Source organism: Mastigocladopsis repens PCC 10914 (assembly GCF_000315565.1).
Taxonomy (GTDB): Bacteria; Cyanobacteriota; Cyanobacteriia; order Cyanobacteriales; family Nostocaceae; genus Mastigocladopsis; species Mastigocladopsis repens.
The window spans coordinates 1,051,644-1,064,649 of sequence record NZ_JH992901.1; the positions used below are offsets into that span (position 1 = coordinate 1,051,644).

Annotated in this window: 13 protein-coding genes; 6 read left to right on the forward strand and 7 right to left on the reverse strand. The window is 43.2% G+C overall.

Annotated elements, in window-relative coordinates; genetic code table 11:
• Positions 1-20: 20 nt before the first annotated feature.
• On the reverse strand, positions 21-896 hold the full coding sequence (locus tag MAS10914_RS0106965; protein ID WP_017315192.1) for an SDR family oxidoreductase: 876 nt from the start codon (positions 894-896) through the stop codon (positions 21-23).
• A 116-nt stretch (positions 897-1,012) separates the two neighbouring features.
• A complete protein-coding gene (locus MAS10914_RS0106970; RefSeq protein WP_017315193.1) occupies positions 1,013-1,759 on the reverse strand; it encodes a tetratricopeptide repeat protein in 747 nt (248 codons plus the stop codon).
• A gap of 398 nt (positions 1,760-2,157) precedes the next feature.
• Between MAS10914_RS0106970 and MAS10914_RS0106975 the strand changes: the two genes are divergently transcribed.
• A complete protein-coding gene (locus tag MAS10914_RS0106975) occupies positions 2,158-3,513 on the forward strand; it encodes a pentapeptide repeat-containing protein (protein ID WP_017315194.1) in 1,356 nt (451 codons plus the stop codon).
• A gap of 63 nt (positions 3,514-3,576) precedes the next feature.
• On the opposite strand, the gene MAS10914_RS0106980 is transcribed toward MAS10914_RS0106975, so the two are convergent.
• Positions 3,577-4,425, reverse strand: coding sequence for an acyl-CoA desaturase (locus MAS10914_RS0106980; protein ID WP_017315195.1), 849 nt, complete (start codon positions 4,423-4,425; stop codon positions 3,577-3,579).
• 186 nt (positions 4,426-4,611) lie between these two features.
• Here MAS10914_RS0106980 and MAS10914_RS0106985 point away from each other — a divergent pair, with 186 nt between their 5' ends.
• Positions 4,612-5,826 carry a TetR family transcriptional regulator gene (locus tag MAS10914_RS0106985; RefSeq protein ID WP_026082384.1) on the forward strand — a complete coding sequence of 405 codons (1,215 nt, stop codon included), beginning with the start codon at positions 4,612-4,614 and terminating at the stop codon, positions 5,824-5,826.
• Positions 5,827-5,837: 11 nt separating this feature from the next.
• Here the strand turns inward: MAS10914_RS0106985 and MAS10914_RS0106990 are convergent, their stop codons facing one another.
• The 3 genes from MAS10914_RS0106990 to MAS10914_RS0107000 form a co-directional block, all read right to left on the reverse strand.
• Positions 5,838-6,278, reverse strand: a complete 441-nt coding sequence (locus tag MAS10914_RS0106990) for a DUF29 domain-containing protein (RefSeq protein WP_017315197.1) — start codon at positions 6,276-6,278, stop codon at positions 5,838-5,840.
• 195 nt (positions 6,279-6,473) lie between these two features.
• A complete protein-coding gene (map, locus tag MAS10914_RS0106995; protein WP_017315198.1) occupies positions 6,474-7,247 on the reverse strand; it encodes a type I methionyl aminopeptidase in 774 nt (257 codons plus the stop codon).
• Positions 7,248-7,252: 5 nt separating this feature from the next.
• The gene (locus MAS10914_RS0107000; RefSeq protein ID WP_017315199.1) at positions 7,253-8,263 is read right to left on the reverse strand and encodes a Gfo/Idh/MocA family protein; all 1,011 of its coding nucleotides are present in this window, start codon (positions 8,261-8,263) and stop codon (positions 7,253-7,255) included.
• Between the two features lie 482 nt (positions 8,264-8,745).
• On the opposite strand from MAS10914_RS0107000, the gene MAS10914_RS0107005 reads away from it, so the two are divergent.
• Positions 8,746-9,045 (forward strand): ferredoxin, encoded by a 300-nt coding sequence (locus tag MAS10914_RS0107005; RefSeq protein ID WP_017315200.1) that lies wholly within the window; start codon positions 8,746-8,748, stop codon positions 9,043-9,045.
• Between the two features lie 269 nt (positions 9,046-9,314).
• On the opposite strand, the gene MAS10914_RS0107010 is transcribed toward MAS10914_RS0107005, so the two are convergent.
• On the reverse strand, positions 9,315-10,910 hold the full coding sequence (locus MAS10914_RS0107010) for a SpoIID/LytB domain-containing protein (protein ID WP_017315201.1): 1,596 nt from the start codon (positions 10,908-10,910) through the stop codon (positions 9,315-9,317).
• Between the two features lie 330 nt (positions 10,911-11,240).
• Between MAS10914_RS0107010 and MAS10914_RS0107015 the strand changes: the two genes are divergently transcribed.
• The 3 genes from MAS10914_RS0107015 (at position 11,241) to grpE (ending at position 12,853) form a co-directional block, all read left to right on the forward strand.
• Positions 11,241-11,504 (forward strand): ParB N-terminal domain-containing protein, encoded by a 264-nt coding sequence (locus tag MAS10914_RS0107015; RefSeq protein WP_017315202.1) that lies wholly within the window; start codon positions 11,241-11,243, stop codon positions 11,502-11,504.
• 51 nt (positions 11,505-11,555) lie between these two features.
• Positions 11,556-12,041 (forward strand): Dps family protein, encoded by a 486-nt coding sequence (locus MAS10914_RS0107020; RefSeq protein WP_017315203.1) that lies wholly within the window; start codon positions 11,556-11,558, stop codon positions 12,039-12,041.
• A 146-nt stretch (positions 12,042-12,187) separates the two neighbouring features.
• Positions 12,188-12,853 (forward strand): nucleotide exchange factor GrpE, encoded by a 666-nt coding sequence (grpE, locus tag MAS10914_RS0107025; protein ID WP_017315204.1) that lies wholly within the window; start codon positions 12,188-12,190, stop codon positions 12,851-12,853.
• The last annotated feature ends 153 nt before the right edge of the window (positions 12,854-13,006 follow it).

Below are 13,006 nucleotides of genomic sequence, written 5' to 3' on the forward strand. Positions count from 1 at the left end.
GGCGAGGTGCAAGATATGGTTTAACGAAATATTCTGCAATCTTCTAATTCTTCTCGCAAGGATAGAGGTTGATAACCTAAAGAAAAAGCTTTGGAACTATCTAAAGAAACATCAGATGGTCTAGGTGCTGCCATTTTTACATCTTTTTGTTTGCAGGCTTTTAACCCATTTGCAGGAAGTTTAAAAATCTCCACTAATAAGCAACCAAAATCATACCGTGAAATTCTCTCTTTTCCTCCTAAGTGAATGCGTCCTTTCACTTTTTCCAATGCTAATAATAGACCTTTTGCCGCAGTTTTTCCACTGACTGGCGTCCGGAATTCATCTATGAATAAATTTAACTCTTTTCCCTGTTTAAGAGTTTGAATAAAAGATTGTATAAAGCTTGTTGCTGTGGGTGTTTCCATACCAAACATTAAGGGCATACGGCACACAGCAGTCATAGGATTACGCTCTAGCATACCTTCCTCAGCCATGACTTTTTGCTCACCATAAGTATTGACAGGACACACAGGATCTGTCTCACGATAGGGAGCATATAAGCCATCAAAAACCAAGTCTGTTGATGTAAAAGCGCAAGGAATAGAATAATCTGCACAAAGTCCCGCAATATTGCAGGATGTTTTGACATTGATTGCGTGTGATTCATCTGGATGGGTTTGGCAAAAATTCGGCTGGGATAATGCAGCTGTATGAATCACCGCTGCTGGTTGAACAGCATCAAATATTTGTTTCAGTTCTTGAAAATCTGTCAAATCCACTTTCAGCATTTTTATGCCTGGAACTTCTAAAGAATGGGAAAAATAGGTTCCATAGATTTCCCATTCTTGTTTGGCTATCTGGCAAAGATGCCATCCTAAAAAACCACTACCGCCAGTGATTAATAGTTTTTTCATGTGAAAAATTTATGCTATTATGACTCAGTCATCATAACAAGTTTAAGAAGCAAAATTAAGATAGGATGCGTTACGAGAAGCCTAACGCACCTTATCTTAATTAAAAATAAAACTACCTATTGAATCAATTCCTGAAATTGTTTGTTGCTACGAATTTTCTCAAAATCAGAGTCAGTTTTTGCTAACTGCCTGTACTTCCCTGGAAAAAGGTTAATTGCTTTTTTCAGGTTCTTAACTGCTAATTCAGTCTTGTTTTGTATAGCATAAGTGCAAGCTTTGTTATAATAAGCTTCATGCTTGTTTGGTTGAATAGCGATCGCTTGATCATAAGATGCTAACGCTTCCTGATAGCGTTGCAACTTTGTTAGGGTTATACCTCTGTTTATCCAAGCTTCATGTTTGTCTGCTTTAATGGCAATTGCCTTCTCATAGGATGCTAACGCTTCTTCATAACGTTGCATTTTTATGAGAACATTACCTTTGTTAAACCATGCTTCATGCTTGTCTGCTTTAATGGAAATTGCTTCGTCATACGATTTTACAGCATCGTCGTAGTGTTGCAAAGCAGTTAATGCATTACCTTTATTAATCCATGCTTCAGCACTCTTAGATTTAATGGATATAACTTTATCGTATGCAGCTATTGCTTCATCGTAGCGATGCAAGTTGCTCAAATGATTCCCTTTATTAAAATAGTCTTCTGCCTTTTGAGTCTCATTGGCTTTTGTCATCAGCTGGGCAACATTAATTTCCTCTATCACTTGCTTGCTATTTTGTCCAGGTGATTTTGCCCAGTTACCACAGCCAGACAGAAATATAGTCGTCAAAAACCCAGAGGTAACAAAGCAGCGCCAATTGACCATTCTTTACTACAGAACTCTTAATATCATCTTAAATCTTTTTCTGCTCATTAAAGATTATGAACCAGAACTTCCAAACCTTGACTTTGATTGTGCAAATCTATTCTGAGTTCTGAGTTCTGAGTACTTTCAAAGGTGATCAGATAATGCGCGTCTAAATTGCATATTATTTCGTTATGACCCTCATTAGTTATTCGTCCTAAGTTCAGTGTGTTAACAAATGAGTCATGACAGACGACTTGAACGAGACACAAGTGCAAATTAAATGCAAGGGCAGCTTACAAACAAAGTGTTGTGAAACATAGCACCAGATTCTAAACTACGTATGTGCCTACCTCTATATTGTCGTGGCTACCATAAGACAGCTGTTGAACTAAGTCTGCTGGTGCCAAAATATAATCATGCCAATTGAATCCAACTCCAACTCATCCCAGTCTCACAAACAAAAACCTATCCCCGAACACAACTTACAACCAGATGACTTTGAGGAGGTAGGTGAAAATTGCCTCATACCAGATGATCTTGCCACTCAACAAGCCCTTTCCGCAATTTCATACGTGCAATCCCCGCAAAACACATCTGCCCTCCAACAAGCACGTTCCATCTTCCAAGGGCGCAATAAACAACCTGTCACAGTTAAACCCAGGGCATTGTTGCTGATCTTAGTCGCGATCGCCATCACTTTCATTGGAGTTGCCATCAATAACTGGTTAATTGGTATCTTAGGAACCCTGCTAGCTTTGCTCATTTCCTTAGCAGTGCTGTTACCAGCAATAGTCAGTGCAATACAAGAGTGGTTTTCAGCCGAAGAACGAGCGCTGTTTATTGCCTTTTTAGGAGTCGTAACAGGTGTTATTGGCGGGATTAAATTCAGTGGTGTCGGCGATCGCATCCTAGCTTGGGGACGCCGAGTTAACTGGGACGCTTCTGGGACACTCGCAGAATGGTTTGGCGCTTTGGGGCAAATTCTGATTGCCATTGTTGCCGTATATGTTGCTTGGCGACAGTACGTGATTTCCAAAGATTTGACAATTCAGCAAAACCTGCTCACCGTCCAGCAAAATATCATTACCCAGCAGCAAACCATTGATTCCTATTTCCAAGGCATCTCTGACTTAGTATTAGATGAACAAGGATTATTAGAAGATTGGCCCCAAGAACGGATGATTGCTGAAGGACGCACAGCAGCAATTTTAAGTAGTGTAGATGGCAGTGGTAAAGCGAAAATTCTCCGCTTTCTCTCGCGTTCCAAATTGCTGACACCCCTAAAACGCGATCGCCACCTTGGACGCGCTATTCTCGATGGTGCCGGTGGTTATGCAGAAGATCGGGAGGCGGGTTTGCGTGTTATCGATTTAGGGGTAATGCTTGCGGGATCAGATCTTGGTAGTACTGATTTGCGCTGGACTGATCTGTCGGAAGCAAATCTTGTCCGTGCTAACCTCAGTGGCTGTGATTTAGTAAAAGCTAATCTTTCGCGGACTATCTTATATGAAGCAAAACTCAATGGTTCTGATTTAAATGGAACTCGCCTATTCTATGGTTCTGCTGAAAACGCCTCGCCTCGTAGCCGCAGTGAACCACCAAACTATGAAACTGGCGAACACACAGGTGCTGTTATAGAAAATGCTGATTTCACTGATGTCGAGAGAATGTCTGATTCTGCACGTTACTATTGCTGCGCCTGGGGAGGCGAAAAAACCAGAGGTACTATCCCTGGTGGTTGCGAAGGCATTCCGAATAAGTTGGGTAGGTAGTGATTTGGTAGTTGGTAGTTGGTAGCTGTTAGTTGTTGACCACTATCTACTATCCACTATCCACTAACTACTTGCCTTTGACGTTGGAGGCATAACAACTTTCTTAGCTAACCCCAGAATCTGCAATGTTTTAATTGCCCACCAAGTCATATCGACTTCCCACCATTGTAATCCGGCTTTTGCGACATTTGGATGAGCATGATGATTGTTATGCCAACCTTCTCCATAAGTTAAAATTGCTGCCCACCAAAGATTCCGAGAGTTGTCCTTCAACTGAAAATTCCGATAACCACGCAGGTGCGCCGCAGAGTTAATGAACCAAGTGGTATGCCACAGCAATACTGCCCGCAGAAAGACTCCGTAGATCACAAAACTCCATCCTCCCAAAGCATACAATAAGACACCAACAGGAATTTGGAGCAGCAAGAAGTAGCGATTCAGCCAACGATAGAATGGGTCACGGTATAATTCCTGGGCAAATCTTTTGTAATGTTGTTCGTCAAAAAACTCTGGACGTGGGTAAAAAATCCAAAGCATATGGCTCCACCAAAAACCACGCTGCGAAGAGTATGGGTCTTTGTCTTGGTCTTCTGTATGTGCATGATGCAGTCGATGTCCAGCTACCCAAAAGATTGGCCCTCCTTGCATGGCAAGAGCACCCACAATAGCGATCGCATATTCCAACCACTTCGGCACCTGTAAACTTCGGTGAGTCAAAAGTCGGTGATACCCTAAACAAATACCAATGCTGCCAAACAACCAGTGGAGGAATATCATGACTCCTAAAGCAGACCAAGAAAAACACCAAGGAGCGAGCATTGCCAAGGCATGAAATGTAGCGAAAAATGCCACGTTTGTCCAGCTCAGATGTGGCAGATGCTTACCCACAGTCCCATGTGAGTTTATTGTCATATATCTTTCCTTTAACGTGAGTACCGTAACTAGAGCAGTTCAGTAAAAGACTGTACTGATTACCACATCCTCTGTGAAAACTGGCGAAGACAGCTATAGTTGGAAGAGAAGATGCAAGTGCTACTTACATTTCTCAGCTTAACAAAGGTCAAATTTAAATGCAAGTATTACTTGCACTTTCGACTTATGTCAGGAGAAATAATTTCAACGCGACAGAGACTGATTAATGCAGCAATGGAGTTATTCTCGGCTCAGGGAATTACCGAGACGACAACCAAAGCAGTCGCAGAATTAGCAAAAGTGAATGAAGTAACGCTATTCCGGCAATTTGGCAACAAGCAAGGATTGCTCCTAGCAGTCATTTTTGAATCGCCAGTGTTTAAAGAACTGGGTGAATCCTTAAAAACACAAGCAAGTCAAACCGCCAGTGTTTACCAAGCTCTTAAAGACTATTGCGAAGAGCGCATAACAGCTCTAGAGCAAGTTCCTGAATTGGTACGCTCTTTGGTAGGTGAGGCTGGAAAATATCCAGTAGAAAATCGTCAGGCACTGGGAAGAAGCTTAACTCAAGCCAACCACTATGTTGCCGAATATTTAGCAACAGTGATGGAGCGTGAGCAATTACAGACGCAATTGCCAGCCCAAAAGCTAGCAAGTTTACTCAATAGTATGTTATTAGGGTATGCCGTGATTGAACTTACCAGTGAATTTCATGAACTTTGGCATGACAGAGATGAATTTCTGGAAAATTTGGTGGCATTGTTTTTACAGGTAGCCCCAAAATCCGCAAATCAAGTCAACAATGAGTCTATTCCAATAGAAAAGGTGATAGATTTACCAGCAAATTTAGTCCACTCTATTCTGCAAAGAGCCAAAAAATCAGGACTGCGAGATTATGCTCTCATGTATGTTTTGTTTGGATCTGGTTTATCTTCAGAAGAAATGGTTAATTTAGAACGCTCTCAGCAAATCAACGATGCTAACCAGCACTTATTGCAAATTACTCAGGGTGCTATTCGACAAGTCCCTGTGAATCAGTGGATCATGGGTAAGCGGTATGGCTCTTATATTCGCAATCCCTTAACTCAGTGGTTAAAAAGTCGAAAAGATGACCACTCTGCATTATTTCTCAACGACGATGGAATGCCTATTTCCGAGGGAGAAATACAAGAGCACTGGCGAATATTAACTCAAGGATTATTAACACCTGAAGGGCAACAGCCAATTATTGAGCAAGCTCAACAGACATGGTGTGTAGAAATGTTGATGAAGGGAATGAATTTGGAAGATCTGAGTATAATTACAGGCTGGAGTCGTACAAAATTACAACCGTATGCTCGTAGAGCCAGAGAAAAATCAGCTCTAGAGCAAGCAATTCGCCTCGATAATAAGCCTCAATAGCAATAAGTACATTACTTACTCTCTTTTGGCAGCCAGTCTTCATCTAATACTAACTCCAAAGGATATGGACACTCTTCTGGAAACGCTGAAATCTGCATATTAGTTTGTTTAGCTGCTTGGTGGCGTGCGCGTTGGTAACTTTCTTCAAGTTTCTCTGCGGGATAGTTTTTAAGACTAGGACTATCTTCAATAGCTAATTCAATTTGAGTGCGTGCATCAGTGATGGAATCTAGCCAGCTATCCGAGCGACGCTGAGGTTGATATTGCCACTTGAGCAAATGTAGTAGAAGGCGAGTTAGTTGACTAGCAATCCCGCGCCGCTCACTCTTACCCAAGTCTTCGACCTCTTGAATTAGATGCTCTACATCAATTTCATGCCAGCGACGCTCCCGCAAGAATTGGGCTGTCTGGTCAATCCATGCATTGAAATCTGTCAAATACGCTTCGTTCATGACTCGCTCTCTACTGCTAAAACCGCAACGTATCGCACTAATCCTCATGCACCACTTCATCAACGAAAGCTTCGCGCTCCTCCTCGGTCATTCACTCACGATATCGATTATTTAATTTTCCACCCGGATCTGTGTCGTTTTGCCACAGATCCCTCCTATAGTTTTGATGCCATCCAGATAGAAGGCTTTTTATGGTTAAATCTCGCCTTCACGTAATGTGAGGATTTCAACGCCGTCTTCCGTCACAGCGAGAGTATGCTCAAATTGAGCAGAGAGTTTGCGATCGCGTGTTACAGCAGTCCAACCATCCCCCAGAACTTCGACTTCCCAGCTACCCTCGTTAATCATTGGCTCAATGGTAAAAACCATACCAGGTCGCAGACGCTTTCCTTTTCCACGTGTGCCAAAGTGGGGAATCTCTGGTGCAGTGTGGAAAACATTGCTCACACCGTGTCCTACGAAGTCTCGCACCACTGAGAAGCCCTGTACCTCGGCATACTCTTGAATGGCTGCACCAATATCCCCAATGCGTGCTCCTGGCTTAACTTCAGCAATGCCTCTTCTGAGGCACTCCTGTGTTACCTCGACCAGCTTTTTTGCCTTTGGGGAAGGCGTACCAACGAAGAATGTTTTGGATGTATCACCGTGGTAGCCATCAACAATCGGCGTTACATCAATATTGATGATGTCACCGTCCTTGAGGATTTGCTTGGCATTGGGAATGCCGTGACAGATGACTTCATTCACACTCGTGCAGATTGATTTAGGATAGCCCTTGTAGCCAAGAGGGGCGCTTTTTGCGCCATGTGCCTGCGTCCACCGTTCAGCTTCGTCATTCAACTCAAGGGTGCTAACCCCCGGCTTGACCATTGGTTCAAGATGGTGTAATAGCTCGGCTGCCAAGCGTCCAGCCTTACGCATCTTATCTAGTTCTCTGTGAGATAAAACAACAATTGTTTCGCTTTTCATGAAATTTAATGTAAAGCATCGTCTAGTACTACCGTTACCCCCATTTGGGCAGAACGTCGTGCCGCATCTGCAACTTTAAGAGTGTACAAGCTTTCTTCTGGGGTGACGTATAAGGGAGTGCCATCAATGAGATGGTCTAACACCATTGTCGTATCTTTGGCAAACAAACCACGACGAGTCCCAACTTCTATCGGCTTTGTTTCCCCTGGCTGTACCAGAACTCCTGTGTCGCCATCAAAAATTAAGCCGCCGTTTTCACCATGAACTTCAAACCTACGTTCTAGCTGCCACATGGTTTCGCCTTTACCGTACATCACTTGAGCCAACAGTCCGCTACTAAAGGACAGTTGAGCCACGCACAAACAGCTTTGGTAATACTCTGTCTCTATTTCCCAAAATCGGTTATGACAGTTAACCGATATCACTTGACCAAACAAGTCCACAAGACGGTGCAAGCGGGAAAGTGCGCCCATCAAAGGAAAGCCAAAAAGCTCGTGATTGTACGTCCATTTACGGGGTGCGGGATGTTCGGGCTTGATGGTGTTGTAGCGCACAAAAAATCCTTGGCCAATTTGTGGGAGATGTTGCTTCAAGGCTTGATGTACACCACCCAACAGTTCCAAATGTTCGACGTGGAGGAATTTTTTTTGTGCTTTTGAGAGAGCAACAATTTCTTCAGCTTCTGCCACGTCTAAACAAAGGGGATATTCTACAACAACGTGTTTGCCACTCGCAAGTGCCCTTCGCGCAATTGCACCATGATCTCGAGTCACAGTACAAATCATCACCAAATCTACATTATCTTGCTCCACCAGTTGTTGCCAAGAATTTATCACCTTAGCTTGGTAGTCGCTGGCAAAGGCTTCTGTCTTGTTGGGTGTGTGACCGGCAACAGCGACTAGATGGGAGCGCTCATCTTGCCGCAATGCTTCAGCCCTAGCTACAGCTGTATACCCAGTACCAACCACACCCACTCCTACGGGGCGTTTTTGCGAAAAATCTGAGTTATCGTACATCAATCGTCACCGCTTTGTTTATTGCTTTTGTGCATGAGCGGGAAGGGGTTTGAGCCTGTAGGGGCACATTACCTTGCGCCCGTACCAGGGTAAGGGTGTGAGGGAAATTCAAAATTTAAATATACCTCTGTTTCCCTATTCTTCTACACTCTGATACCCTACTTAAAGAGCTTGAACATCTCAAGTCATGTGAAAATCGGTCTAGCAGATTATTTTTTTATACATTGATCATTTGTCTGGTCATTTATAACTTTATTTAATAATCTAGCAAGTAGAGGATTCATTTCATAAATAAAACTTATCTTGATTAACTAACTAAATTTCATTACTAATCGAGTTCAATTTCCGGTTGCATCCTCTTGTTTTTCTCGTAGTATCAGAAGTGAAGCAAATTTTAACAAACGGCTAATCCGATAAGATGAGCCGTGGCGTTTGCTTTAGGAGAACTTATACGGTCTGTTTGCAAAAGAGAGGATTACTAAATGGCGACTTACAAAGTGACACTGATCAACGAAGGTGAAGGGCTAAACCAAACAATTGACGTAGATGACGATACTTATATTCTAGACGCTGCTGAAGAAGCTGGTCTTGACTTGCCCTACTCTTGTCGCGCTGGTGCTTGCTCTACCTGTGCTGGTAAACTCGTCTCTGGTTCCGTTGACCAGTCTGACCAGTCTTTCTTGGATGATGACCAAATGGAAGCTGGATATGTGCTGACCTGTGTCGCCTACCCAACGTCTGACGTCACCATCGAAACCCACAAAGAAGAGGAACTTTACTAAAAGTAAGGCATCTCAAAAATCAACTTGCAAGAGTATCCGATGTCGTAGAGACACAAAAAGAAAAGAAGCAGTACAGACAGAGAAAATTGCGCTCTGCTGTGTCTGCTCCAACATCTACTTTGGTATTAAGTCTAGAGTCATCTTATGTAAGCAGGAACGCTGGAAATACCGCGAGCCTGCTTTATTAACTTAATTTTAGCAATCTCCACGAGAATCCCTCTGTTCAGTAGCAAACGAAAGAGGGTATTTTGAGTGTCATATATACTCACTCAGCTCGTTTGCTGATTCCCGTTGCCAAGAATTTGAATTTTAGTCCCAGGATAATAGAACTGGAGAATTTTCGGACTTGACCAGCCTAGCTGTGCTAGATTTTGAGCACCCACTTGACTCAAGCCAACTCCATGTCCTAAACCACCGCCAACAAAGGCGTATCCCCAAAGTTTTGTTTTGCCTTTATTTAATGGTTGTAGGTAAAACAGAGTGCTGACAGGAGCAACAAAGGCACTGCGAACTTCGTCTTTATGTAGAGAAAAGGTGCCAATCTCTGTTTTGACATTGAGTTTGAGAATGCGTCCGCTCTTGCTTCGTTCTACTACCCTGATGTCTCGAACAGTTTTAAACTTCGCATAGGGACTGTTTTTCACCTTGAGAAATTTCTGTAAACCCTGAGTAATCTCTTTCAAGCTAGTTTCCCTACGCCAACGGAACAAGTCCCACTGGCTTTCATTAAAGCCTTGTTTGAGACTGATAAATCGTTGAAATTGGTTTTCATCTGCTAAATTCCGCCCAGACAAGTTCCATATGTTATTGCTCGGAGCATCTACTATAGGTTGCAGATAGGGACGTTCATCACCATTCCAGACATCGCTAAAGGAAGCAGTGACGCCACCAGTCGTGGAAGAATACAAGGCATCCACTAGCTGGTTTTGATAAGTGAGAATCATACCCCGTGTTGCCGCGATCGCCTGATCTGTGTTCGCTGTCACTCCACTCAGCCCATAATACACTTGGCAGTGAGTATCAGCACACAATTGATACTCATCTATAGCAAATCTATGTAAATTCCGTAGGGCATAAGTCCGGGCAATAATCGCTTGTGCTTCCATTGCTGCCGTTGGTGCTGAAGCGCCAATTTCATAAGGCACAACCCCACGCAAGTATGTTTCTAAACCAACTTCGTTAACCAGAGTATAGCTACCGTAGGCATTTGGCTGTAACTCCATCTGTCCGGAGTAAAGACGTGCTTTCTCTGATTTTTTACTCTCATTGACCCGAATCAAATTTTTATCGCTACTAATTTCCAAATCATCTACGTTATAGCGTTTGCCATTCACTTGCCAACTGACTCGCGGTACCTTTTGTAGAACTTGGGTGTTTACAAAAGCAGTCCTGTAACCAGCAGCTTGCACGCTCTGCAACAACAAACGTCTTAGTAAAGGAGTGTTATAAACGTCCCGTTTTGCCCAAACTTGCCAACGTTCTGGTTGGGCTATTTCCACCTCTATTCCCCGATTACGCCAGTTTCTGGCGCTGTCTTCAGCAGTTTCATAGGTGCGAAAGGTTCCCAGCACGACCCTTTCCTCAACAACTGTTCTTGGTAAAGCTTGCATCAAGACTTCCAGCTTGAGAGGGTTGCTAGTTGCTAGGGTTTGCTGAGTGTTACCATTTTTAAATTTTAGCCTCAAGCGATCGCCTTTGGTAGGTTCTAATTGCAGCTGTTCTGTAGGGTTATCTCCAAATCGCTGCACTATGCCAATCCTGATTTCCACATCCTTTGTTTTGCTTTCAGGACCCGATGCCCCAGTCAGACCTAACAAACAAAACGTGGTCAGTACGGTGTAAGAAATACGCCAGATGATTTTCATGGAATCTTTATTCTGCCGCCACAGCTGTCTAGAAATAGATGATCGCCAAAATCAGTACGAACGATGATGTTAGGTATACTCGGATGCCAGCCCTCACACCGAAAAAATCCAAAAATTCAAGCGGATCATCCTGACATCAAGACCCCCGTTTCATCTTTAGGGTTCCTTTTGGTGTCTTTTGACTTCCCTATGTAGTGTAGTAGTTTTTGGCACAAGTTATCTGGTAAAACCAATACTAAATTTTCCCTATAAATAAATTGCAACTCATAGTCATAACGATTATGATTTATTTAGGGACTACAAAACGCCACTCCTCCACACAACTCATTTATGATCAAAGTTCAAGAAATCCCTTTAAATCAGATACGGCGACCTTTGCCACGCAAAAACGACCCACAGAAGGTAAAAGCTCTTATGGAATCGATTGCTGCCATTGGGCAGCAAGAACCAATTGATGTTTTAGAAGTCGATGGACAGTACTACGGATTTTCTGGATGCCATCGCTACGAAGCTTGCCAACGTTTGGGCAAAGAAACTATCTTAGCCAGAGTCCGCAAAGCCCCCAAAAGCGTTTTGAAAATGCATCTGGCATAAGCTTATCGTTTATCTTTGGTAAAACTACTGATCACTCGTTTGGAGAAAATTATGCCAAGTCAAACATTCCCAGTAAACATCGGTATTGACGAAGCAAGCAGGGCTAAAATTGCCGAAGGTTTGTCTCGCCTGCTGGCTGATACCTATACACTGTACCTAAAAACTCATAACTTCCATTGGAACGTCACAGGACCGATGTTCCAAACTCTGCATTTGTTGTTTGAGACACAGTATACAGAGTTAGCAGCAGCAGTTGATTTAATTGCTGAACGGATTAGAGCATTGGGCTATCCTGCACCCGGTACTTACAGCGAGTTTAGCCAACTCAGTTCCATTTCAGAAAGTCTTGGTGTCCCCAAAGCTACAGAAATGATCCGCCTGCTTGTAGAAGGACAAGAAGCCGTTGTCAGAACCGCGCGGTCTATCTTCCCTGTGGTGGAAGAAGTCAATGACGAACCCACTGCCGATTTATTGACTCAGCGGATGCAGGTACACGAAAAGAATGCTTGGATGCTGAGAAGTTTACTGGAAGAATAGAGGAAGTGGGAATGGTTAATCGTTAGTAGTGAGTGGTTAGTGGATAGTGGTTAGTAGAAAAAACAACTACCAACTAACAACTACCAACTACCAACTACCAACTACCAACTAAACAATTCCCGATTCCTCATTCCTCATATGCAGTTATGTCCCACACCGATTTCACTCAAAAGTTGCAAGGTTTAATGCAACGGGTGGGTATTTCTAGTTTTAGAGCGCTGAGTCGCACTGCTGGTGTCTCAGAGCGTCAACTTTTGCGGTTACGGCGGTTCGGAGTTGAGCAGATGCGGGTGGATGTCCTACTTAAGTTATCGCAAGCGCTACAACTCCCTTTAACTGAGTTAGTTGCCACTTTTTCTCAAGTAGAATTGGTGAAAGACAAAGATACACCAACCCAAGAATTGTTACAATACGTAGCACAATTGAAAAAAGAATACGAGCGATCGCAACAGCAAATACAACAACAACGACAAATATTGCTGCAAGAGTTCCAGCAGTCAAGTTTGCAACTGTTGGAATCTTTGTTATTGCAGTTTCCTACAGCGGCACACAAAGCACGAGAAAATCTCCAGTTACCAGCGCAAAATATCGTTCCGTTAGTGCAGAAACCCTTAGAAAAACTTTTGCAGCAGTGGGGAGTGGAAGCCATAGCACCTGTGGGAGCAGAACTACCTTATGATCCTCAACTGCACCAGCTTCTGGAAGGAAATCCACAACCAGGGGAAATTGTCAAGGTGCGTTATACTGGTTACCGTCAAGGGGACAAGTTGCTATATCGAGCTAAGGTGAGTCCCGTTTCACTAAGAGTATAGGGAAGTACGGACGCGATGTCTTGCGTTCCTTCGGATGTAGGTAAAGAATCGTGGAACCACAAACTGTTAAGAAATCACAAACAAATGATTTCCAGTAAATCTTGATGTATTACTCAGAACTTTTACATAGCTATGTGGCAGGCATTTTTCAAA